We start from the raw sequence: 21,731 nt of genomic DNA on the forward strand, positions 1-21,731 counted from the left end.
AGCGGGTGTCACTGGCCGATCTGCGCCAGCGCAGCCTGCAGCCCCGCCAGCCCGCCCACGCGCTGGTTGTTGATGAAGATCTGCGGCATCTGCCGCACCGAAGGCCCGCACTTGGCATAAAACGCCAGGCGCTCGGCCTCGTCGTCGATCTTGATTTCCTCAAAAGGCAGGGAGCGCGACTGCAGCAGCTTCTTGGCCGAATCGCATTGGGGGCAGGCGGATTTGGAGTAAACGGTGATTTGAAAAGTCATGGCCGGAGTTTACGGGTGGGCCATGGCAAGCGCCCGCGCCGGGCTTTCGCCACAACAGCGTTTGTGATGGCAGAATACCAACTGGTTTGTTTTGTGACCAATTGGTAATTTATGCCCTTCTTCCTATCCTGCTTCCGCCGCTGCGCCTGGTTGGGGCTTGCTGTGGCGTTGCTTGCCTTGAGTGGCTGCTCGTCCACCCGCCCGCCCGAGGGCATCACCCCCGTCACCCCGTTTGACCTAGCCCGTTATGAGGGCCGCTGGTACGAGGTGGCCCGGCTTGACCACTCGTTCGAGCGCGGCATGACGGATGTGAGCGCCACTTACCAGCGCCAGGCGGACGGCAGCGTGCGCGTGCTCAACCGGGGCTTTGACACCGGCAAGAACGACTGGCGCCAGGCGGAAGGCAAAGCGCTGTTCACGGGCGATGCCAACACTGCATCGCTCAAGGTGTCGTTCTTTGGTCCCTTTTACGGCGGCTACCACGTGGCCGCGCTGGATGCCAACTACCAGTGGGCTCTGGTGGTGGGGCCGGACCGCAGCTACTGCTGGATCCTGTCGCGCACCAAGCAGCTGCCCCCTGGCGTGCGCGAACAACTCATCGCCCGCGCACAGGCCCTGGGCATCGACACCCAGGCGCTGATCTGGGTGACCCATGAACGAACCGACCCACAACCATGAGCCTTGCTACGCCACAAACCATCGCCGTCATTGGCGCAGGCCTGGCAGGCTTGTCGTGCGCGCAGGCGCTGCTGCAGGCGGGCCACACGGTGCATGTGTTCGACAAGTCTCGTGGCCCGTCTGGCCGCATGAGCACCCGCCGCGCCGAAGACGATAACGGCCCCTGGCAGTGCGACCACGGCGCCCAATACTTCACCGCCCGCGACCCTGCCTTCCGCGCCGAGGTGGCCCGCTGGCAGCAGGCCGGTGTGGCTGCGTTGTGGAATGCCCGGCTGGCCAGCTTTGACGGCAACGCTTGGTCCACCCCGGCCACCCCGCTGGAGCGGTTTGTGGGCACACCGCGCATGACGACGCCCGCAGCCTGGCTGGTGCAGCACCTGGGCGAGCCTGCGCTGGCGCAGTGGCAAACCACCGTGCAGCGGCTGGACCATAGCGAGGGCGGGTGGGCCGTCACCTCGGCAGAACATGGCCTGCACAGCCATCACTACAGCGCCGTGCTGCTGGCCGTGCCTGCCCCGCAGACTGTGCCCTTGCTGGCGCCCTTGGCCCCTGCAGGCGCCGCCTTGGCCGCCAGCGCACGCATGCGTGGCAGCTGGGCGGTGATGCTGCGCTACGCAAGCCCTGTGGCCCTGCCCTGGGAGGGGGCGTTCATCAACACCGGCCCCTTGCGCTGGGTGGCGCGCGACAGCAGCAAACCCGGCCGCACGGGGCAAGAAACCTGGCTGCTGCACGCCAGCGCCGAGTGGAGCGAGGCCCATATCGAAGACAGTGCCGATGCCGTTACGGCCGCACTGCTCGCCGCCTTTGCAGCTCTCGGGGGCCCTGCGCCCGTTGCGGCCACCGCCCACCGATGGCGCTATGCCGACACCGAACCCGCGCTCACGCAGGGCAGCTGGTGGGATGCGCAAATGCGCCTGGGCCTGTGTGGCGACTGGTTGCACGGCGGCAAGGTCGAAGGCGCGTGGCTCAGCGGGCGTGCGCTGGCGCAGCAGGTGTTGAAGCTTGCGTAACCCAACCACAGGCTCGCCATGCGCATGCGCAAAAAATCAGACCTTCCGCAGAAGACCTGCCAACACTGCGGCCTGCCCTTCACTTGGCGCAAGAAGTGGGAGAAGGTGTGGGACGAGGTGAAATATTGCTCCGACCGCTGCCGCAGTGAACGCAAGCGCAGCAGCACTTCGCAAGGCGTGGCAGGGGAGGGCACCGCATGAGCACCGTGCTCTTCTGGTTTCGCAATGACCTGCGCCTGCACGACCAGCCCGCGCTGCGCGCAGCGCTCACCAGCGGGGCCACACACCTGCTGCCCGTGGTGTGCCTGCCCGCGCCCGATGAACGCACGCCCTGGGGTTTTGCCCGCGTCGGCCCACACCGCCGCGCCTTCACCGCCGCAGCGCTGCGCTGGCTTCATCAACAGACGAGTGCATTGGGCAACCCGCTGCTCATCTGCCAAGCCCCGCCTGCCACCGCCTTGCCGCAACTGGCCCAGGCTGTGGGGGCCACCACCGTGGTGTGCGAAGACATGGCCGCCCCCTACGAACAGGCCGAGGTCGCAGCCCTGCGCGCGGCAGGCCTGCAAGTACGTACCGTATGGCACAGCAGTCTGCTGCACCCGGCCGACATGCCCTGGCCTGCCTCTGACCTGCCCGGTGTGTTCACCAGCTTCCGCCAGAAGGTCGAGCGTGCAGGCATCACCCCCGCTGCACCACTGCCAGCACCCGCCCGGCTGCCGCCGCCGTCCCAAGTGCCTGCACCCGTGTTGCAGGCCGTGGGCGCAGAGCAGGGCGCTGCCAGCATCCAGCAACCCACACTGCCCCAGGGCACCGATGCCCGCTCGTCCTTTCCCTACGGAACGCCTGCATGTGATGGCAGCGAGGCTGCCGCGCTGGCCCATCTGGCGCAGTACCTGGCCCGCAAGCTGCCCCACAGCTACAAGGACACGCGCAACGGGCTCACGGGGCTCCATTACTCCAGCAAGTTCTCGCCCTGGCTGGCCACGGGGGCGCTCTCGCCGCGCCAGATCTATGCCGATCTAAAAACCTTTGAGCGCGACCACGGCGCCAACGATGGCACCTACTGGCTGTGGTTTGAACTGCTGTGGCGCGACTACTTTCGGCTGCTGCACCTGCAATACGGCGCAGCGCTGTACCGGGCGCGGGGGCTGTCAGAACTGCCACACGCCCCACTCAACCCGCGCGGCTTTGAACGCTGGTGCCGGGGCGAGACCGGCGAGCCGCTGGTCGATGCCGCCATGCGCGAGCTGGCTGCCACCGGGTATCTGAGCAACCGCCTGCGCCAGGTGGTGGCCAGCTACCTCATTTACGACCTGCACAGCGACTGGCGCGCAGGCGCCGCGTGGTTTGAATCACAACTGGTGGACTACGACGTGTACAGCAACCAGGCCAACTGGCTCTACATCGCCGGGCGCGGCACCGACCCGCGCGGTGGGCGTCGCTTCAACCCGATCAAGCAGGCGCAAGACCACGATGCCGACGGCAGCTACCGCCGCATGTGGGGCATGGCATGAGCACCCCGCAACCGCGCACCCACACGTTGCGCTTACTGCTGGGTGACCAGCTCAGCCCCGAGCATTCATGGTTTGCCACGCAGAACGAAGGCGTGGTCTATGTGCTGATGGAAGTGCGGCAAGAGACCGACTATGTGCTGCACCACGCGCAAAAAATCCTCGCCATCTTTGCCGCCATGCGCGATCTGGCCCGGCATCTGCGCGAGGCGGGGCACCGCGTGCGCTACGTGGCGATTGGCGACGCGAGCAACCGCCAGTCGATCCCCGACAACCTGGCCGCCCTCATGGCCCACTACGGTGCCCACACGCTGCAATACCAGCACCCCGATGAATGGCGGCTGGACGAGCAACTGCGCACCTGGGGTGCAGAGCAACCCTTTGCCGTGCAGGCCGTCAGCAGCGAGCACTTCTACACCACCCGCACCGAAATGGCCGAGGTGTTCCAAGGCCGCAAGCAGTGGCTGATGGAGCATTTCTACCGCCGCATGCGCCTGCGCCACGGCGTGCTGATCGACGAGGCTGGCGAGCCCGAAGGTGGCCAGTGGAACTACGACCACGACAACCGCAAGCCCTGGCCAGATACCAAGGACGCGCCCGCATTGCCGCCCGACGCCCGCCCCACGCACGACCACAGCGCCCTGTGGGCCACCATCCAGGCCGCAGGTGTGCAGAGCTTTGGCAACCCGCAGGCCCATGCACTGCGCTGGCCTCTGAACCGGGCCGAGGCGCTGGCGTGGCTCGACCAATTCATCACCACCACGCTGCCGCACTTTGGCGCGTACGAAGACGCCATGAGCACGAAGAGCGCGCGGCTCTTTCACTCCTTGCTGTCCTTCGCGCTCAACACCAAAATGCTGCGCCCGCACGAGGTAGTGCAACGCGCCCAAGCCGCCTACCACGCAGGCGCTGCACCTCTGCCTGCGGTGGAGGGCTTCATCCGCCAGATTCTTGGCTGGCGCGAATATGTGCGCGGCATCTACTGGGCCTATGTGCCCGGCTATGACGAGCGCAACGCCCTGGGCCACAGCACACCGCTGCCGGAGTGGTTCTGGACGGGCAAGACCCGCATGCACTGCATGCAGCACGCCGTGGGCCAGTCGCTGGAGTTTGCGTACGCCCACCACATCCAGCGCCTCATGGTCATCGGCAACTTTGCGCTGCTGGCGGGGCTCGACCCCGCTGCCGTGCACCGCTGGTACCTGGGCGTGTACATCGACGCCTTTGAATGGGTGGAAGTGCCCAACACCGTGGGCATGAGCCAGTTTGCCGACGGCGGCCTGCTGGCCACCAAGCCCTATGTGAGCAGCGCCGCCTACATCGACCGCATGAGCGACTACTGCGGCGGCTGCCACTACGACAAGAAGCTCAAGGTGGGTGACCGCGCCTGCCCGTACAACGCCCTGTACTGGGATTTTTTTGCGCGCAACGAAGGCACGCTGGGCAACAACTTCCGCCTCGGCATGGTGTACCGCCAGCTGCAAAAGATGCAGGGCCCGCAGCTTGATGCGTTGCGTGAGCATGCGGCCAGCTCGCGCACGCGGCTGGATTCGCTGTAGCCCGCTTGCCTAACCATCTCAAGTCCCCTCACCGCAGGACCGCACCATGTCTTCAGCCCAGCCTACGTCAACATCCTTCACCTCTTTGCAGTCATTGCCTGACGGCTACCGCGCCCTTGTCATCGGCGCCACCGGTGCCATCGGCAGCGCCTTCCTCGCCCACCTGCAGGCCGACCCGCGCTGCGCCCTGGCCGTGGGCCTGGGCCGCCACACCAGCCCGGCGGTGGACCTGGATGACGAAGCCACCATTGCCGCCGCCGCCCACCAGCTCAAGGCCCAGGGCCCGTGGCACTGCATCATCCACGCCGCTGGCATGCTGCACGGCCCCCACGGCATGCCTGAAAAGCGCCTCGGCCAGTTGAACTACGCGCAGATGGAGGCCACCTTCCGCACCAACACCTTCGGCCCCGCGCTGGTGCTGGCCCACTTTGCACCGCTGCTGCCCAAGCAGGGGCGCGGCCTGCTGGCCGTGCTCTCGGCCAAGGTGGGCAGCATTGGCGACAACCGCCTGGGCGGCTGGTACAGCTACCGCGCCAGCAAGGCCGCGCTCAACATGCTGGTAAAAACAGCGTCCATCGAAGTGGCCCGCACCCACCCGCAGGCCGTGCTGGTGGCGCTGCACCCGGGCACCGTCAACTCAGCGTTGTCGGCCCCGTTCAACGGCGCAGAAATTGGCCGCCCGGCTGCGGATGCTGCGGGCGACATGCTGTGCGTGCTGGACGGGTTACCGGTGGAGGAAACGGGGTGCTTTTACGCGTACAGCGGCGACAAGCTGCCGTGGTGATAGAGACATTGATTGCTATGGTTTTGATGCCGATGGTGCAATACCAGCGTGCGGTAGCAGCCCTTTTAGGCAACTTTTTTGTGACGTGGCTGTTTTCCGGCTTGCACCAGCCTGGGTGGTTCAGCAAAAAATTCTTGACGCAACCGCATCGAACCAGGTCGCACGGGTGTTTCATGCTGCATCCATGGAGAATGCCGCATGCTTTCACCCACCTCCCGTGACCTCAATCTGGTCGTCTCCCACACTACAGCCGCTGCCTCTTCCGTGAGTGATTGGGTGGCGCAGCACTACGGCCTGCAAGTGCAGCAGTGCTACCTGATCCGCCGCAACCTCAACGACAACTACGCCGTGTGGGGCACGGATGGCAGCCGCTACGTGGCGCGGCTTTGTGCCATCCGGCCGCGTGGCGCGTTCAATGTGGATTTTGAAGTCGCGCTGCTGGCCCACCTGCACGCAAACGGCGTGGGCGTGGCCACGCCGGTGCTGGCTGCGAAAGGAGCTGCCAGCGTTACCCTGCCGTTCCCTGAGGGCCCGCGTGCGCTGGTGCTGTTTCGCCACTGCGATGGTGCCGTGCCCGATACGCCCGAGGAACTGCATCTGACCGGCGCCACGCTGGCCCAGATTCACAGCGCCGCGCAAAGCTACGCAGGCCCCGCAAGCCGCTATGTGCTGGACGGTCACCATCTTGCAGGCCGCACGCTAGGCTACCTCAGCGCCCATCCCGAGATCGACCCCACCGTGCTGGATGCCTACCGGCAACTGATTGAGTGCCTTCTGAGCGAGTTGGCGAATGTTGAGGGCACCTTGACCCGCGTGATGTGCCACGGCGACACGCATGGCTTCAACAACCATGTGACCACCGATGCCGATGGTGTGCAGCGCGCCGCCTTCTTTGACTTTGACGACGCCGGACCGGGGTTCCTTGCTTATGACCTGTGTGTGTGGCTGTGGTCGAACCTGCCGCGCAAGGCCCCCATGGAGCCCGACGAAGCCTTGCTCAAGCGCTGGCAGCAGTACCTGGCCGGCTACCGCGCAGGCGGCGGCCATATCACCGATGCCGACCTCGCCGCCTTGCCGCTCTTCGTGCAGTTGCGGCACCTGTGGAACATGGGGGAGGGCGTGGCGCGCATCCACCACTGGGGCGCCAACATGATGTCTGCCGACTGGATCAAGAAGCAGCTCGATGTGATGGCCGCTTGGGCCCGTCTGGAGCTGCCACCCGGCTGATGCGGCAATCTCCTCGTGCAGGCCATCCCTAAATCGCAGGGTAGCTGCCCGTGCCCCCCGGCCATGCTGTCAGCACCTCAAAGCCGCTGTCTGTCACCGCCACCATGTGCTCCCACTGGGCCGAGAGCGACCGGTCCTTGGTCACCACCGTCCAGCCATCGGCCAGCTCCTTGGTTTCTCGCTGGCCTGCGTTCAGCATGGGCTCGATGGTGAAGACCATGCCCGCCTCCAGCCGCAGCCCCTGGCCGCGCCGCCCATAGTGCAGCACCTGGGGCTCATCGTGGTACACCGTGCCAATGCCGTGGCCGCAGTATTCGCGCACCACGCTGAAGTTCTCGCGCTGCGCCACCGTGGCAATGGCGTGGCCCACATCGCCCAGCGTGGCCCCCGGCTTCACCTCGCGGATGCCCGCGCACAGCGCCTCGTACGTGGTGCGCACCAGCCGCTGGGCCAGCACGCTGGGCGCGCCCACGCAGAACATGCGGCTGGTGTCGCCATACCAGCCGTCTTTTTCCACCGCCACATCAATGTTCACGATGTCACCCTTCTTCAGCATCTGCTGGGGCGAGGGGATGCCGTGGCACACGACATGGTTCACCGAGGTCAGCACCGTCTTGGGGTAGCCCAGGTAGCCCACATTGGCAGGCCGCGCGCCCTGCACGTTCACGATGTGGTCGTGGCACAGGCGGTCCAGCGCGTCGGTGGTCACGCCCGGCACCACATGCGGCTCGATCATCGCCAGCACCTCGGCCGCTAGTTGTGCGGCCCGCCGCGCCATCACCAGTTCTTCGGCCGAGCGGATCGGCACCCCACGGTCAGCGCGGGCCATCAGTGCGGCTGCTTTCTGGCGCGGGCGGCAGGGGCGTCTGCGGCAGGCTTGCTGTCCAGCTCACCCCGCGCCGCCAGCGCCACATCCAGCCCACCCGCCAGCTCGGCCCGCACCAGCATCTGGCAAATCTCGCGGTGGTCCAGGTCGGGGTACATCTCGGCCAGCATGCCCACGCGCATCCAGTGCTCGGCCTGAGAGTTGATGGAACGGCTCAGCGCCGTGCTGGCCAGACGCAGGTTTTCGTGCATCTGGTCGGAAATTTTGACTATGCCCATGGGTGCTGCCTTTAAGCGAAACGTATTTGAATTGTATATGTTTCGCATAATATGAGAGTGTGCGGCACCCAGGTACCGTCAGTTCAACTCTTGCAACCCTGGTCAACGGTGCAGGGATTGGTCGCCCGACTGCCGGTGCAGCTGGAACAAGCTGCAGATGCGGGAAGGGTTGCCAGTGAGAAGAGTGGGCAGCTTCTACGTTTACACCGATGACCGGCTGCTATCGTGAATGCGGCGTGGTTTGCTATGATTTTGATACCGCATACGCCGATCTATCAAGCGCTAGCAGGCGTTTTGGCCAGAACTCCAATGCTGGCCTCGTCAGACATGACTACCGCAGCTTGGAGAGACTGCTGCAAGTACGAGAAGGCGTCTTACTCCGTTCCTTCAGATTTCTTGGCACACCATTCAGAGTATGGGAGTTTGGACTTGCTGCTGCGGTACTCGGCCATGAGGTCGAGCTGTCGATCAAAGCCGACTTCTTTACGTTGCAACGACAAGAAGCGGTCCTCTTTCTGCTCTCTGGTTTGAAGATAGGCGACTGAGCGAAAGCCGTTCATCTTCCACTCCCCTTTTCTCAAGGGATAGGGGCCCGGAGTGCCTTTTCGTCTGGGCATGTGGCCAAGTTGAATGAAGGACATCTCGATCATGGTTCCAGCCAGTACCCCAACGACCTCGTCTATCGAATCTGCTAGCTCCAGATGCTCTTTGCCGTTTTGCAAACATCGAGATACCTCCAGCATCCATTCGTCGTCATAGATCTCCACGGAGTCTTTTACGGATAGTTCAACCGCTTTTAATGTCCTGTCTGCATATTTACGCCAAGTTCCGACGTGATTGGATTCTTTCAGTGCGTACCACACACCACTTCCAAAAAGATCTTCGAGCGCAGATTTCACGGAGAGATATTTGGTGTATTCGTTCATGACGAGGCTGCAATGGTTAGTTAGTTCTCTCAATACGCCATTCGACGGGTCGACCCATCTTTCAAGTCGAGCAGTTGTACCGCTAGTTGCTCTGAAGGCAGATGCGACCTCTTTGGATGGTCGAAAACAGGTTTTCGCAGTCGCACCTGTGCAGCCCGGCTTCACGTCATCGCCTCCCAATCCCAAACTTCCTCACCCGATAAGCCATCGTCGCCCGGCTTATCCCTAACAACCGCCCAGCCAGCGCCACATTTCCCCCCGCGCTCTGCAACGCCTGCCGCAGCATCTGCTCTTCCGCTTGGTGCAGCGGTGCCACCACGGGCGCTGCTGCTGGCGCTAGCCCCGCACCGCCCCGCGCACTTGCTGCTGCAGCGGCTTGCGGAACCTGCATCGCAGCAGCCCCCACACCCGCCACCCCCTGCGCATGCAACGTCCCCCCGCTGTTGCCCTGCAAGTGCAGCGACATCACCCCCCCGCCACTTTGTTCACCGCCTGCAAACAGGTGGTGCGGCTCAATGGGCTCTCCATCCGTCGCCAAGATCACCGCCCGTTCAATCAGGTTCTGCAGCTCGCGGATGTTGCCGGGGAAGGGGTAGTGAAACATCGCCTTCACGGCAGCCTGGCTAAAGCCGGGCACCTGCCGCTGGTGCTTGCGCTGGTAGTGGGCCAAGAAGTGGCTCATCAGCAGGGGGATGTCGTCGCGCCGGTCGCGCAGTGGGGGCAGGTGGATGGGGAAGACGTTCAGGCGGTAGAACAGGTCTTCGCGGAAGCTGCCTTCGCGCACGGCCTGGCGCAGGTCCACGTTGGTGGCGGCCACCAGGCGCACGTCCACACGCACGGTGCGGGTGCCGCCCACACGTTCTACCTCGCCTTCTTGCAGGGCGCGCAGCAGCTTGCCTTGGGCCACCAGGCTGAGCGTGCCGATTTCGTCAAGGAAGAGGGTGCCGCCGTGCGCGCGCTCAAACCGGCCGGGGCGCGATGTGCCTGCGCCGGTGTAGGCGCCGCGCTCCGCGCCGAAGAGTTCGCTCTCGACCAGTGTCTCGGGGATGGCCGCGCAGTTGATGGCCACAAAGGGCTGGCTGCTGCGCGGGCTGATGCGGTGGAGCATGCTGGCAAACATCTCCTTGCCCACGCCCGATTCGCCGGTGAAAAGCACCGTGGCGGCGGTGGGTGCCACGCGCTGCAGCATGTGGCAGGCAGCGTTGAAGGCAGATGAGGCGCCGACCATGGTGGCGCTTGCCGTGGGGTCGGCGGCGGTGCCTGCATTGCCGGATGCCGCCTTGCCCGGCGGTACGCCCAGGTAGGTGGTGCGTGCCTTGGTCCGCGCGCCTTCTGGCATGGAGGTGGGCAGCGAAGCGGGCGGGGTGCCCACAAAGTCCTGGGCGTTCAGATAGAACAGGTCTTGCTCGGGGTCGTCCCACAGTTCGGCCGATTTGCCCACCACGCGGCAGTGCGCGGCGCCGGAGGACCGGCACTCCACCTCGCGGAAGACGATCATGCGGCCAAACAAGGTGCTGACGTAGCCGGTGGCGTAGCCCACCTGCATCCAGCACGCGGGCGAGCCGCCCACGCCGTAGGCGGCGATGTGTTCGTCGTCTTCGCTGGAGTTGTGCCAGATGAACTCGCCGTCGTATTCGCCCAGCTCGGCGTTGTAGCGGGCGTGCACCACCTCCACCTGCACCACGCCCTCCAGCGCGTGCAGGCGGGTGCCGGCCATGGCGGCGGCGGTGGGCTCGGCATCGGGCCACTGCTGGCGCACCAGGCGGGCGTCGCGCGCGCCGCTTACGTAGCCCGCGCGGGTGAGCAGGCCGCGTGCCTTGTCCAGGCCAATGCTATCGATCAGCTCGCGCCGCAGCGAGCCCAGGGCCTCGGAGTGCAGCAGGATCATGCGCTGGTCTTGCAGCCAGATACGCCCGTCGCCGGGCGAGAAGAACAGGCATTCGCTGATGTCGGCCACCGTGGGGTGGGTGTGCTGGCTGATGCCATGGGTGTCAAACCCGCCCAGGGCGCGGGGGGCTTCAGCAGGCACGGTGCCCAGCAAGGCCTGGCCTTGGCCCACGGCGGTGCGGTGCAGGTCGGCCAGAGAGACGCGGCGCTTCGGCATGGGGGCCTCCGGTTGTGGATCAGAAAGTGATCAAAAAGTGATCATTTGATCAATCTTTGCAGTGCTATTTGTTTATGAATGGTAACTATTTGGTGGCAAAAAGTCGCCAGTGCCAGTCATGTTTTGGCCTAGGGAAAGTCCGTAGCGCTCCCTCTCAAAAAGCCCGTGTTTCATGCGTTTTGGTGCTTGGTGGCAGGCGGGGCTGGTACGCCCGTTGCAATTTCAGACCACGCCGCTGCAGCCATGCGGTGGGTTTTGATTTCAACCAAGGAGCAATGCAATGGGTGTTTCAGAAAAACCAGGCCTGCTGGACAACCGCCTGTGGGCGGGCAAGGCCTTTGATGGTGCATGGTCTACCGCGCTGAGCACGGCGCGTGATGCGGTGGAGCCTGCCACGGGCCAGGTGCTCAGCCGCGTGGGCATTGCCAATGCTGCCGACATGCAGGCCGCCATTGGCCGTGCGCAGCAAGCCCAGGCCGCGTGGGCGGCCACAGGGCCGCGCGAGCGTGCGGCAGTCTTCCACCGTGCGGCCAGCATTTTTGAGCAGCACTTTGACGAACTGGCCATGGCGGTCGCCCGCGAAACCGGCGGCATCGTGCCCAAGGGCCAGCACGAGGTGCGCGAGGCCATTACGCTGTGCCACCTCGCTGCAGCCCTGCCCATGCAGGCCCAAGGCCAGGTGCTGCCCAGCACGCCGGGGCGCCTGTCGATTGCGCGGCGCGTGCCGCACGGCGTGGTGGGCGTGATCTCGCCATTCAACTTCCCGCTCATCCTGGGCCTGCGTTCGGTGGCCCCGGCGCTGGCGCTGGGCAACGCGGTGGTGCTCAAGCCCGACACGCGCACGCCGGTGAGTGGCGGCTTCATCATGGCCCGCGTATTTGAAGAGGCCGGCCTGCCCAAGGGCTTGCTGCAGGTGGTGCCCGGCGATGCCGAGGCGGGCGAGGCGCTGGTGGTGGACGAGCGCGTGCCCATGATCGCCTTCACCGGCTCGCCCACGGTGGGCCGCCGCATTGGCGCGCTGGCGGGGCAGCACCTGAAAAAGGTGTCGCTGGAGCTGGGCGGGGCCAACAACCTCATCATTCTGGAAGACGCCGACCTGGATGCCGCAGCCAGTGCTGCCGCGTTTGGCGCGTGGTTCCACCAGGGGCAGATCTGCATGGCATCCAATCGCATCCTCGTGCACGAGTCGATTGCCGAAGGAATCCTGCAGCGCATGGTGGGCAAGGCCACGCACCTGCCGGTGGGCGACGGCGCCAGCGGTCAGGTGGCCCTGGGGCCGATGATCGATGCCAAGCAACTGCAGCGCTTTGACCAGGTCATAAAGGACAGCGTGGCGCAGGGCGCCAAGCTCGAAGCAGGGGGCACCTACGAGGGGCTTTGCTACAAGCCCACGGTGCTCTCGGGCGTCAAGCCCGGCATTCGTTCGTTTGACGAAGAGCCGTTTGGACCGGTGGCCAACCTTGTCACCTTCCGCTCCGACGACGAGGCCGTGCAACTGGCCAACACCAGCCAGGGCGGCCTGGCGGCTGCCGTCATCAGCCCCAGCGTGGGCCGCGCCATGGCCATCGGCCAGCGCCTGCGCGCGGGCATGGTCCACATCAACGACCAGACGGTGAACGATGAATGCACCAACCCCTTTGGCGGCCCCGGTGTGGGTGGCAACGGGGGCAGCGTGGGCGGGCCTGCCGATATTGATGAATACACGCAGTGGCAGTGGATCACGGTCAAGGACGCGCTGCCCGCATTCCCGTTCTGACATCGCAAGCCCTCGGTTCGGTTGGGCTGCTCCGAGGGCTTGTGCCCCCCAAAAAAATCAGGAGACAACTTTCATGACCCTACACAACAAAACCATCGTCGTCACCGGCTGCTGCTCCGGCATCGGCGCAGACTTTGCCAAGCTTGCCCGCCAGCAGGGCGCCCGCGTGATTGGTGTGGACCGCAATGTGCCCACGCTCACGCTCGACGGCTTTGTGCAGGTGGATTTGGGCGACCCTGCCGCCATCAACGATGCTGTGGCGCAATTGCCTGCCAAGGTGGATGCGCTGGCCAACATTGCGGGCGTGCCGGGCACATCGCCCGCCGAGCTGGTCGGCCGCGTCAACTACCTGGGCCTGCGGCACTTCACACACCGCGTGCTGGAACGCATGGGCGAGGGCGGCTCCATCGTCAATATCTCTTCCATCCTGGGGGCCGAGTGGCCCCAGCGCCTGGACCCACACCGCGCCCTGGGTGCCACCACCAGCTTTGAAGAAGGCGCGAAGTGGCTGGCTGCCCACCCCGTGCCGCAGGAGACTTGCTACCAGTACTTCAAAGAAGCGCTGATCGTATGGACGTACACCCAGTCGCAAAAGATCTTCATGGAGCGCGGTGTGCGCATGAACTGCGTGGCCCCCGGCCCGGTGTTCACGCCCATTCTGGGCGACTTCGTGCAGATGCTGGGCCAGGAGCGCGTGGAGAAAGACGCCCACCGCATGAAGCGCCCGGCTTTCAGTGACGAAGTGGCGCCGGTGATCGCCTTCCTGTGCAGCGACGCGGCACGCTGGGTGAGCGGCATCAACCTGCCGGTGGATGGCGGGCTCGCTTCCACCTACCTCTGAGCGAAGGGGCCACACATGTCCGCACAACAGCTTGAGGCCATCTTGCAGATGGCCGCGCAAAACCCGCCGCCACCACAAGCCACCCCCGCGCAGCTGCGTGCGTGGTTTGACGCCAGCAACTCGCGAATGCCCCTGGCCCAGGGGCTTCCCATCCAGACGCTGCGCATCCCCAACGGGGCGGGCGGCACCATGGCGGCGGAGCTGCTGAGCACGCCGCAGGCGGACCCGCGCAGGCTGGTCATCTACTACCACGCGGGTGGCTTTGTGTTCGGCTCGCTGACATCACACCGGGCGCTGTGCTCGTACCTCGCGCAGTTCAGCGGTGCACAGGTGCTGAACGTGGACTACCGGCTGGCACCAGAGCACCCGGCCCCCGCAGCACACGACGATGCGCTGGCGGCCTACCAGTGGGCGCTGGCCAACGGCTATGCCGCTTCGGCCATCGCGCTGATGGGTGACTCGGCGGGCGGTAACCTGGCCTTGTCTACGGCCGTGCGTGCACGCAACCAGGACCTGCCCCTGCCTGCGGCCATCGTGGCCTTGTCACCCGCGCTGGACCTGGCGTCCGAAGGTGTGTCCCACCACACGGTGGACGACCCGTTCATCACGCGCGAGCTCATGGGCTTTTTCAACGCCATGTACGTGCCCGGTGGCGATGTGCGTTCACCCACGGTCACCCCGTTCTACAGCGCCGATCTGCAAGGGTTGCCCCCTGTGCAACTGCAAGTGGGCGGCTGGGAACGCCTGCGCGACGACGCCGTGACCATGGCCGCCCGCTTGAAGGCGGCGGGCGTGCAAGCGGACTGCACCGTGTGGGACGGCATGGTGCATTGCTGGCAGCTGTTTGCGCCCGCGCTGGATGAAGCGCTGGCCTCGCTGGAGCAGGCGGGCCGGTTCATTGCCGCGCACCAGCGCACGGCGGTGGCGGCTGCTGCATAGCGCAGCGGCGTCCTCCAACCCCAACGACCCCAAGGGCCGACGCATCGGCCGCGCCCCACCGGCACAGGCCGGGGCGCGAGCCTGCGCGCCACCCAGCCATGGCCTGCGCGGAGCCACAGAAAACCGATCGACATAACAACGAGGAGACAAACGACATGAAAACACTGCAGAGACTGAAAGCATCGCCCCCCAAGACAAGCCGCCTCGCCGCGCTGGCCCTGGCCAGCACGCTGGGTGCAGCGGCCTTCGCCACCGAGGGCGGGGGCTCCACCTACCCGCTGGGCACTGAGAACTTCGTGGCAGGCGCTGCGCCGCCGCCCGGGCTGTATGTGCTGGAGTACGTCAACTACTACACCACCAGCCGCGTGAACGATGGCCAGGGAAACGCCGTGCCCATCCCCGGTTTCAAGGTGCGGGCCGCCGCCGCTGCCACGCGCCTGATCTGGATCACCCCCCAGCAGGCGCTGGGCGGCCATGTGGCGGCCCACGCCATCTTCCCGCTGGTGGATCTGTCGGTGCGAGCCGGGGGCGCGAGCGATTCGCGCACCGGACTGGGCGATGTGACGGTGGGGGGCTCGGTGGCCTGGCACCACTCCCCGCAGCTTCACAGCGTGCTGGGGCTCGATGCCGTGCTGCCCACCGGGGCGTATGACCGCACGCGCCAGGCCAACATTGGGCGCAACTACCTGTCGCTGCAGCCCCTGGGCGTGCTGACCTGGATGGGCCCCAGCGGCTTCAACGGCGACGTGAAGGCCACCCTCAACTTCAACCGCACCAACAGCGACACCAACTACCGCTCGGGCCGTGAACTCATCGTGGACTACGCCGCAGGCTGGGGCCTGGGCAATGGCTGGGTAGTGGGTGTGGGCGGCTATGTCTACCGGCAGTGGAGCGACGACAAGGTGGGCGGTGTGGCGCTGGCGGGATCGCGTGGCCGCAGCCAGTCCATCGGCCCCTCGGTGCGCTACGCCAATGGCAAGGGCTGGCTCATCACCGCCAAGGTGGAAAAGGAGTTCGGCGTGCGCAACCGCGCCCAGGGCTCGCAGTTCTGGCTCAAGACCACCATCCCTTTCTGAACCCCGCAACCGATCGCTGGAGAACTTCACCATGACAACCAACACCCCTGAATCCACGGTGCCCGCCGCAGACGCTGCGCAGGCCGCATCCCCCACCATCTCGCGCCGTGGGCTGATCGCTGCTGCAGGCGCTGGCGGCCTGGTGCTGGGTGCCGGCCCGCTGTGGGCCCAGGCCGCAGGCCCTGCGCACGTGCTCAAGGTCGGCTTCATCAGCCCACGCACCGGCCCGCTGGGCGCGCTGGGCGAAACCGACACCTTCATCCTGGCCCAGGTGCGCAAGACGCTGGCGGCGGGCCTGACCATTGGCGGCGTGAAGTACGCGGTGGAGATTCTGGACCGCGACACGCAGTCCGACCCGGCCCGCGCGAGCCAGCTGGCCAAGGCCTTGATCAACAGCGACAAGATCGACCTCATGCTGACCACCACCACACCCGAAACGGTGAACCCGGTGTCGGATGCGTGCGAGGCGGCGGGCGTGCCCTGCCTGTCTACGGTGATGCCGTGGGAGGCCTGGTACTTTGGCCGGGGCGCCAAGCCCGGCGCGCCATCGCCCTTCAAGTGGACGTACCACTTCTCGTTTGGCGGAGGCAGCTTCACCACGTCGTACACGTCGCAGTTCGCGGCGTTGCCCACCAACAAGAAGATTGGCGTGCTGTACCCCAACGATGCCGATGGCAACGCGATTCGCGCCACGTTGGCGCCTGAGCTGGCCAAGGCGGGCTTCACCGTGGTGGACGCCGGGCCGTATGAGAACGGCACCACCGACTATTCCGCGCAGATCGCCAAGTTCAAGGCCGAGCGCTGCGAGATATTCAACACCTTCCCCATTCCGCCAGACTTCGCCACCTTCTGGCGGCAGGCGGCCCAGCAGGGCTACACGCGCATGGTGAAGATTGCGCAGATCGCCAAGACGGGCCTCGTTCCATCGCAGGTGGAGGCCCTGGGCCCGCTGGCGCTGAAACTGGGCGCTGGGTGCTTCTGGCACAAGAGCTTCCCCTACGCATCGGCGCTCACTGGCCTGACGGGCGTGCAACTGGCCGACGCGTATGAGGCCACCACCGGCAAGCAGTGGACGCAGATGCTGGGCTCCACCATGTCGCTGTTCGATGCGGGCACCGAGGCGCTCAAAGCCAGCACCAACCCGCGCGACAAGGCGGCGCTGGCCAAGGCCATCAGCACGCTCAAGGCCACCACCATGCAAGGCCCGGTGGACTTTGCCAAAGGGCCTGTGCCAAATGTGTCGGTGACACCGGTGGTGGGCGCGCAGTGGGTCAAGCCCGCAGCGGGCAGCAAGTACAAGCTCGACCTCCTCATCACCGAGAACGCCACCGACCGCAACATCCCCGTGGCGGCGGCGCTCAAGTCCTACAGCTGATCTCCATGCGACATCCACAACCCCTTGGGAGCCCGTCAGCGGGCGGGCCACAGCAGCAGCCGTTGCTGCTGCAGGCGCAGGGCATCGACATGCGATTTGGTGCGCTCAAAGTGCTGGATCAGCTCGATTTTTCGGTGGGCAGTGACGAGGCCGTGGGCATCGTCGGGCCCAACGGTGCAGGCAAGACCACGCTGCTGAACGTGTTGGCCGGAGCGTTTGCGCCAAGCCAGGGCACCGTCTGGTTCCAGGGGGTGGATGTGAGCGCCCGCAGTGCGGCAGACCGCTGCCGTGCAGGTATTGCGCGCACCCACCAGGTGCCCCGGCCGTTTCTGGGCATGACGGTGTTTGAAAACGTGCTCACCGGCGCCACGCATGGCGCGGCCCTGCACGCCCGCGACGCGGGTGACCGGGCCATGGAGTGCCTGCGCCTGTGTGGTATGGAGGCGCTGGCCAACCGCCGTGCCGAAACGCTGGGCCTGCTGGGCCGCAAGCGGCTGGAGCTGGTGCGGGCGCTGGCCACCGGCCCCCAGGTGCTGCTGCTCGACGAGATCGGCGGCGGGCTGACCGATGCCGAGGCCAGTGAATTGGTGGACCTGGTGCGCACCCTTCGCAGCCAGCGCATCGCCATCGTCTGGATCGAACACATGGTGCATGTGTTGCTGCAGGTGGCCACACGCCTAGTGTGCATGGATGGCGGGCGGATCATTGCCAACGGTGATCCGCAGGCCGTGTTGAACGATGCGACCGTGGTCGAGGCCTATCTGGGCGGGGTGGCGGCATGAGCGTGTTGTTGAGTATTGACAACCTGAACGCCCACCACGGCCAGCTGCCCGCTGTGCGCAATGTGTCGCTGCAGGTGCGCCAGGGCGACATCCTGGCCCTGGTGGGGGCCAACGGCGCGGGCAAGACCACGCTGCTGCGCACGCTGGCCGGTGCCCACCGCGCCAGCAGCGGCACGGTGCGGTGGGAGGGCGTGGACATCACCCGCCTGCCCGCCCACCAGCGTGTGGCTGAGGGCCTGGCCCTGGTGCCCGAGGGGCGGCGCCTGTTTGCGGGCATGACGGTGCGGGAAAACCTGCTGGTGGCCCGCGCGGCGGGCCGGCGCGGACAGTGGAGTTTTGACACCGTGCTGGACGCTTTCCCGCAGCTTGCGCCGAAGCTGAACGCCCGCGCGGGCGAGCTGTCGGGCGGGCAACAACAGGCCGTGGCCATTGGCCGCGCGCTCATGACCAACCCGCGCGTGCTGCTGCTCGACGAGGTCTCGCTGGGCCTGTCGCCCCTGGCCGTGCAGGGCGTGTACGACGCGCTGCGTGGCGTGGTGGGGCAGGGCACTACGCTGGTATTGGTAGAGCAGGATTTGCAGCGCGTGCAGGCCGTGGCCAGCCGCATTGTCTGCATGCTCGAAGGCAGCGTGGTGGCCGACGCGCCCGCCAGCCAGCTCACCCGCACGCAGATCACCGCGTTTTACTTTGGCGCGCAGCGGCCCGAAGCTGCGCCCGTCAGCCACACCACGGGCAGTGCCGACGGCGAAGCTGCCAACAACGCGATCCACTTCCACCCCGCCCACAAGGAGGCCGCATGAACCTTCTCAATCAGATCGTCCAGGGCCTATTGCTCGGCGGCTACTACGCCTTGCTCGCCTGCGGCCTGTCGTTCATGTTCGGGGTGATGCGCATCATCAACCTGGCCCACGGCAGCCTGACGGTGGTGGCGGCCTACCTGCTGTGGGTGCTGGCCGAACCGATGGGCTGGCATCCGCTGCTGGCCCTGCTGGCGGTGGTGCCTGCCATGGCACTGCTGGGCTGGCTGCTGCACAAGCTGGTGCTGGAGCGCAGCGGGCGCCTGGGCGCACTGGTGCCCCTGCTGGCCACGTTTGGCCTGGCCAGCGTGATCGACAACGTGCTGTTCCAGCACTTTGGCGCCGACACGCGTTCGCTGGCCACCTCGATCGGCACGTTGGCCTACGACAGCTGGGAGCTGCCCGGCGGCCTATATGTCGGGCAGCTGCCCACCTTGGTGCTGGTGCTGGCGGTGCTGCTGCTGGGCGGGTTGCACGCCATGCTGGCGCACACGGCGCTGGGGCGGCAGATCCGCGCAGCGTCGGAAGACGCCGACACCGCGCGCCTGGTGGGCGTGCGCACCGGTACGGTGTTTGCGGCGGCCTCGGCCATCACCATGGTCACCGTCACGCTGGCCGGGGCGTCGCTGGCCCTTCGCGCCACGTTCGATCCGTTCTCGGGCCCGCAGCAACTGATCTTCGCGTTCGAGGCCGTGATCATCGGCGGCGCCGGATCGCTGTGGGGCACCTTGCTGGGCGGCGTGGTGCTGGGCGTGGCGCAGAACCTGGGGGCGCAGGTGCATCCCCAGGGGTTTCTGATCGCCGGGCACGCCACCTTTCTTGTCATCCTGTTGGCCCGGCTCTACGCGAGCGGTGCGCTGCGCAGGTTCTTCTCCTCCCGCCGCAGGGCTGTGCCATGACTGTTCCAACGATCTCTGTTCCCTCCGCAATCACGGGCCCATCCCCATGGGTCATCCAGCGCTGGACGCGCGCTTCCAGCGCCTTCGCCAGCGCCACCGTGCTGCTGTTGGCCGTGCTTTGCCTGGGCCCACTGTGGCTGCAAGCAGGCACGGTAGACCGGCTCACTACGTTGTTCATCTACGTGATCCTGGCCGTGATGTGGAACGCTTTGGCGGGCTACGCCGGACTGGTGTCGATTGGTCACCAGGCGTTCTTTGGCCTCGGGGCCTACGCCATGGTGCGGCTGGCCGATGCGGGCCTGGGGCCGTACCCGGCGCTGCTGGTGGGCGCTGTGCTGGTGGCGCTGGTGGCGGTGCCGTTGGCGGCCTTCATGCTGCGCCTGCAGGGCGGCGAATTCGCCATCGGCATGTGGGTGGTGGCGGCGCTCGCGCACCTGTGTGTGAACCTGGACAGCCTGGTGCAGGGCGAGACGGGTACCTCGATGATTGCGCTGCAGCAGTACGCGGCCGATGACCGGCGTGCCTATACCTACTGGGCGGCTCTCGCTGCGATGGCGGGGCTGTGCTGGGTGGTCTTCCTGCTTTTGCGCAGCAAGGTGGGCACGGCCGCGCAGGCGATTCGTGACAACGAGGTGGCAGCCATCTCGCTGGGCGTGCGCGTGGTCGCCATCAAACGGCTGGTGTTCGTGCTGTCGGCCTTTGGCTGCGCCCTGGCGGGCGGGCTGTGGCTGGCCACGTCCATCAGCTTTCAGCCCAAGACCTATTTCAGCGTGCAGTGGACGGCCTACATGATCTTCATGGTGTTGGTGGGGGGGATAGGCACCATGGAAGGCCCCATCCTCGGCGCGCTGCTTTTCTTTGCGGTGGAGACTGCGTGGGGCGGGCAGGGTGTGCTGTACCTCATCGGCCTGGGCGCCATTGCCATGCTGTTTGCGCTGTTCCTGCCCAAGGGCATATGGGGGGCGGTACAGCAGCGCTGGGATGTGCATTTGCTGTCGGCGGGGTACCGGGTGCGCTCGCGGGCGCCGCACAGGGGCGATGCAGGGCAGGCCGCAGCAGGGGCGGGCGCGAGTGAGGGACACCCATAGGCGCTACCAGCCTTGGCCGGTGTCGCGCTCAGTTCTCATCCAGCAACCCCGCCGCCAGCGCCTCAAACACCACCCGGATCCGCCGCGAGGTGCGCAGCTCGCGATGGGACACCAGCCAGATGGGAAAGCGCACTGGCGGCAGGTCGTCCAGCACCCGGACCATGCCCGGCGTCTTGCGCGCGATCTCGGTCATCATGGCGCCGATGCCCATGCCCTGGCACACCAGCGCCCAGTGGGCCACGGTGTGGTCGGAGTAGCAGCTGAAGTTGTCCTCGCTCAGGTTCAGCCCGTGCAGGCGCAGGTACGCCAGGTATTGGCCATTGCGGTCTGAGCCCACAAAGGGCAAGCGTGCGGCCTCCTGTGCGTTGCGTGGATGGCCGTGGGCCTGGACCCAGTCCTCTGAGGCGTAGAAGTAGGCCTGTGCCTCACGGATCAGGCGGGCGATCAGGTCGGGCTGCTCGGGCTTGACGTGGCGGATGGCAATGTCGGCCTCGCGGCGCAGCAGGTCGCTCAGCGCGTTGGACGAGATCACTTCAACGGCAATGCCAGGCTCCTGTGCGCGCAGGCGCTGCACGATGGGCGGCAGCAGGTAGGCGGCCACGGCGTCTGTGGCCGACACCGACACCACGCCCCCGACCGCTTGCGACCGTCCGCTGGCAGCCAGGCCCAGGGCCTCGGCGGCAGCGCCCATGGCGCGGGCGTGTTCCAACAGGTCCAGCCCCGTGGGCGTGAGCACCATGGCCTTGCCCACGCGCTCGAACAGCGTCACCCCCATCTGCTGCTCAATGGCGGCCACCTGCCGGCTCAGGGTGGGTTGGGTCAGGCCCAGCTTGCGCGCGGCGGCAGACAGTGAGCCGGTCTGGGCCGTTTGCAGAAAGGCTTTTAGCTGATTCCAGTCGAGGTTATCCATGCGTAAACGTATAAGTTCACTGCAATTTACCGCAGTTTCCTGCTCTTCAATGCATGGATAGCATCCGGGTGTTGTTCGTTGCATTCCTGCATTCCACCGCGTCAGCACTTCCCC

At 66.1% G+C, this 21,731-nt stretch carries 22 protein-coding genes; 16 read left to right on the forward strand and 6 right to left on the reverse strand.

Features of this window, described 5'->3' with window-relative positions; genetic code table 11:
• Nucleotides 1-8: 8 nt before the first annotated feature.
• Complete coding sequence (locus ACT89O_RS08960; protein WP_055400446.1) at nucleotides 9-251, reverse strand: glutaredoxin domain-containing protein; 243 nt, start codon at nucleotides 249-251, stop codon at nucleotides 9-11.
• 111 nt (nucleotides 252-362) lie between these two features.
• Between ACT89O_RS08960 and ACT89O_RS08965 the strand changes: the two genes are divergently transcribed.
• The 7 genes from ACT89O_RS08965 to ACT89O_RS08995 all read left to right on the forward strand — a co-directional run bounded on the left by ACT89O_RS08965 (nucleotide 363) and on the right by ACT89O_RS08995 (nucleotide 7,020).
• Entirely contained in the window at nucleotides 363-929 is a 567-nt protein-coding gene (locus ACT89O_RS08965; RefSeq protein WP_487262381.1) for a lipocalin family protein, read from the forward strand.
• Nucleotides 926-1,939, forward strand: a complete 1,014-nt coding sequence (locus ACT89O_RS08970) for an NAD(P)/FAD-dependent oxidoreductase (RefSeq protein WP_487262382.1) — start codon at nucleotides 926-928, stop codon at nucleotides 1,937-1,939. Before ACT89O_RS08965 ends, ACT89O_RS08970 begins: the two co-directional genes overlap by 4 nt.
• 18 nt (nucleotides 1,940-1,957) lie before the next feature.
• A complete protein-coding gene (locus tag ACT89O_RS08975; protein ID WP_121506984.1) occupies nucleotides 1,958-2,140 on the forward strand; it encodes a DUF2256 domain-containing protein in 183 nt (60 codons plus the stop codon).
• Nucleotides 2,137-3,453, forward strand: a complete 1,317-nt coding sequence (locus ACT89O_RS08980) for a DASH family cryptochrome (RefSeq protein ID WP_487262383.1) — start codon at nucleotides 2,137-2,139, stop codon at nucleotides 3,451-3,453. Before ACT89O_RS08975 ends, ACT89O_RS08980 begins: the two co-directional genes overlap by 4 nt.
• Nucleotides 3,450-5,009 carry a cryptochrome/photolyase family protein gene (locus ACT89O_RS08985; protein WP_487262384.1) on the forward strand — a complete coding sequence of 520 codons (1,560 nt, stop codon included), beginning with the start codon at nucleotides 3,450-3,452 and terminating at the stop codon, nucleotides 5,007-5,009. Before ACT89O_RS08980 ends, ACT89O_RS08985 begins: the two co-directional genes overlap by 4 nt.
• 46 nt (nucleotides 5,010-5,055) lie before the next feature.
• Nucleotides 5,056-5,793 carry an SDR family NAD(P)-dependent oxidoreductase gene (locus tag ACT89O_RS08990; protein WP_487262385.1) on the forward strand — a complete coding sequence of 246 codons (738 nt, stop codon included), beginning with the start codon at nucleotides 5,056-5,058 and terminating at the stop codon, nucleotides 5,791-5,793.
• 198 nt (nucleotides 5,794-5,991) lie between these two features.
• Entirely contained in the window at nucleotides 5,992-7,020 is a 1,029-nt protein-coding gene (locus ACT89O_RS08995) for a phosphotransferase enzyme family protein (protein ID WP_487262386.1), read from the forward strand.
• Nucleotides 7,021-7,048: 28 nt separating this feature from the next.
• Here ACT89O_RS08995 and map read toward each other — a convergent pair whose 3' ends face one another.
• From map to ACT89O_RS09015, 4 genes are all read right to left on the reverse strand, one after another.
• On the reverse strand, nucleotides 7,049-7,849 hold the full coding sequence (map, locus tag ACT89O_RS09000) for a type I methionyl aminopeptidase (protein WP_487262387.1): 801 nt from the start codon (nucleotides 7,847-7,849) through the stop codon (nucleotides 7,049-7,051).
• Nucleotides 7,849-8,124, reverse strand: coding sequence for a ParD-like family protein (locus ACT89O_RS09005; RefSeq protein WP_409889191.1), 276 nt, complete (start codon nucleotides 8,122-8,124; stop codon nucleotides 7,849-7,851). Before ACT89O_RS09005 ends, map begins: the two co-directional genes overlap by 1 nt.
• A 374-nt stretch (nucleotides 8,125-8,498) precedes the next feature.
• A complete protein-coding gene (locus ACT89O_RS09010) occupies nucleotides 8,499-9,050 on the reverse strand; it encodes a hypothetical protein (protein ID WP_487262388.1) in 552 nt (183 codons plus the stop codon).
• Nucleotides 9,051-9,216: 166 nt separating this feature from the next.
• Nucleotides 9,217-11,154 carry a sigma 54-interacting transcriptional regulator gene (locus ACT89O_RS09015; protein ID WP_487262389.1) on the reverse strand — a complete coding sequence of 646 codons (1,938 nt, stop codon included), beginning with the start codon at nucleotides 11,152-11,154 and terminating at the stop codon, nucleotides 9,217-9,219.
• Between the two features lie 280 nt (nucleotides 11,155-11,434).
• Here ACT89O_RS09015 and ACT89O_RS09020 point away from each other — a divergent pair, with 280 nt between their 5' ends.
• From ACT89O_RS09020 to ACT89O_RS09060, 9 genes are all read left to right on the forward strand, one after another.
• A complete protein-coding gene (locus ACT89O_RS09020; protein WP_487262390.1) occupies nucleotides 11,435-12,910 on the forward strand; it encodes a benzaldehyde dehydrogenase in 1,476 nt (491 codons plus the stop codon).
• 73 nt (nucleotides 12,911-12,983) lie between these two features.
• Nucleotides 12,984-13,751, forward strand: a complete 768-nt coding sequence (locus tag ACT89O_RS09025) for a coniferyl-alcohol dehydrogenase (protein ID WP_487262391.1) — start codon at nucleotides 12,984-12,986, stop codon at nucleotides 13,749-13,751.
• Between the two features lie 15 nt (nucleotides 13,752-13,766).
• Nucleotides 13,767-14,690 carry an alpha/beta hydrolase gene (locus ACT89O_RS09030; protein ID WP_487262392.1) on the forward strand — a complete coding sequence of 308 codons (924 nt, stop codon included), beginning with the start codon at nucleotides 13,767-13,769 and terminating at the stop codon, nucleotides 14,688-14,690.
• Nucleotides 14,691-14,845: 155 nt separating this feature from the next.
• Nucleotides 14,846-15,766, forward strand: a complete 921-nt coding sequence (locus ACT89O_RS09035; RefSeq protein WP_487262393.1) for a SphA family protein — start codon at nucleotides 14,846-14,848, stop codon at nucleotides 15,764-15,766.
• Between the two features lie 31 nt (nucleotides 15,767-15,797).
• Complete coding sequence (locus ACT89O_RS09040; RefSeq protein ID WP_487262394.1) at nucleotides 15,798-17,141, forward strand: ABC transporter substrate-binding protein; 1,344 nt, start codon at nucleotides 15,798-15,800, stop codon at nucleotides 17,139-17,141.
• Between the two features lie 5 nt (nucleotides 17,142-17,146).
• Nucleotides 17,147-17,923 carry an ABC transporter ATP-binding protein gene (locus tag ACT89O_RS09045; protein ID WP_487262395.1) on the forward strand — a complete coding sequence of 259 codons (777 nt, stop codon included), beginning with the start codon at nucleotides 17,147-17,149 and terminating at the stop codon, nucleotides 17,921-17,923.
• Nucleotides 17,920-18,723: an ABC transporter ATP-binding protein gene (locus ACT89O_RS09050; protein WP_487262396.1), complete on the forward strand. Its 804-nt coding sequence runs from the start codon at nucleotides 17,920-17,922 to the stop codon at nucleotides 18,721-18,723. The genes ACT89O_RS09045 and ACT89O_RS09050 overlap by 4 nt, the downstream gene beginning before the upstream one ends.
• Nucleotides 18,720-19,619, forward strand: coding sequence for a branched-chain amino acid ABC transporter permease (locus tag ACT89O_RS09055; protein ID WP_487262397.1), 900 nt, complete (start codon nucleotides 18,720-18,722; stop codon nucleotides 19,617-19,619). The genes ACT89O_RS09050 and ACT89O_RS09055 overlap by 4 nt, the downstream gene beginning before the upstream one ends.
• Nucleotides 19,616-20,707, forward strand: coding sequence for a branched-chain amino acid ABC transporter permease (locus ACT89O_RS09060; RefSeq protein ID WP_487262398.1), 1,092 nt, complete (start codon nucleotides 19,616-19,618; stop codon nucleotides 20,705-20,707). Before ACT89O_RS09055 ends, ACT89O_RS09060 begins: the two co-directional genes overlap by 4 nt.
• Nucleotides 20,708-20,735: 28 nt before the next feature.
• On the opposite strand, the gene ACT89O_RS09065 is transcribed toward ACT89O_RS09060, so the two are convergent.
• The gene (locus ACT89O_RS09065; protein ID WP_436130860.1) at nucleotides 20,736-21,617 is read right to left on the reverse strand and encodes a LysR family transcriptional regulator; all 882 of its coding nucleotides are present in this window, start codon (nucleotides 21,615-21,617) and stop codon (nucleotides 20,736-20,738) included.
• Nucleotides 21,618-21,731: the final 114 nt, after the last annotated feature.

Source organism: Acidovorax sp. NN32 (assembly GCF_057597245.1).